This is a genomic window from Mesorhizobium captivum, from assembly GCF_033977165.1.
Lineage (GTDB): Bacteria > Pseudomonadota > Alphaproteobacteria > Rhizobiales > Rhizobiaceae > Mesorhizobium > Mesorhizobium captivum.
This window is the reverse complement of record NZ_JAVIJB010000133.1, coordinates 1-704: the sequence shown is the minus strand read 5'-3', so window position 1 is coordinate 704 and position 704 is coordinate 1. Positions and strand designations below refer to the sequence as shown.

At 66.8% G+C, this 704-nt stretch carries 1 protein-coding gene; it reads left to right on the top strand.

Annotated elements, in window-relative coordinates; genetic code table 11:
* The coding region (locus RFM40_RS33620) for an HpcH/HpaI aldolase/citrate lyase family protein (protein ID WP_320279064.1) at window positions 1-704 on the top strand (704 nt) is incomplete at both ends.

Here is a 704-nt window from a genome sequence, read left to right as displayed (position 1 = left end):
ATGATCGACAAGGCGGCCAACAGCGCCGCCGACTTCGTCTTCCTCGACATCGAGGACGCGGTCGCGCCGCCGGACAAGGAACGCGCCCGCAAGAACATCATTCAGGCGCTCAACGACATCGACTGGCGCGCCAAGGGCAAGACCGTCTCGGTGCGCATCAACGGCCTCGACACCCATTACATGTACCGCGACGTCGTCGACGTCATGGAGCAGGCCGGCGACCGGCTGGACACGATCCTGGTGCCGAAGGTCGGCGTGCCGGCCGATCTCTACATGGTCGAGGCCATGGTCAACCAGATCGAGATGGCCAAGGGTTTCAAGACCCGCGTCGGCCTCGAGGCGCTGATCGAGACGGCGCTCGGCATGGCCAATGTCGAGGCGATCGCCGCCACGCCCGGCCGGCTGGAAGCGATGCATTTCGGCGTCGCCGACTATGCCGCCAGCAACAAGGCGCGCACCGTCAACATCGGCGGCCTCAACCCCGACTATCCCGGCGACCAGTGGCATTTCGCGCTGTCGCGGATGACGGTCGCCTGCCGCGCCTATGGCCTGCGCGCCATCGACGGGCCGTTCGGCGACTTCTCCGATCCCGAAGGCTACATGGCGGCCGCCCGGCGCGCCGCGGCCCTCGGCATCGAAGGCAAATGGGCGATCCACCCCTCGCAGATCGCTTTGGCCAACGACGTGTTCTCGCCGCCGGAAAA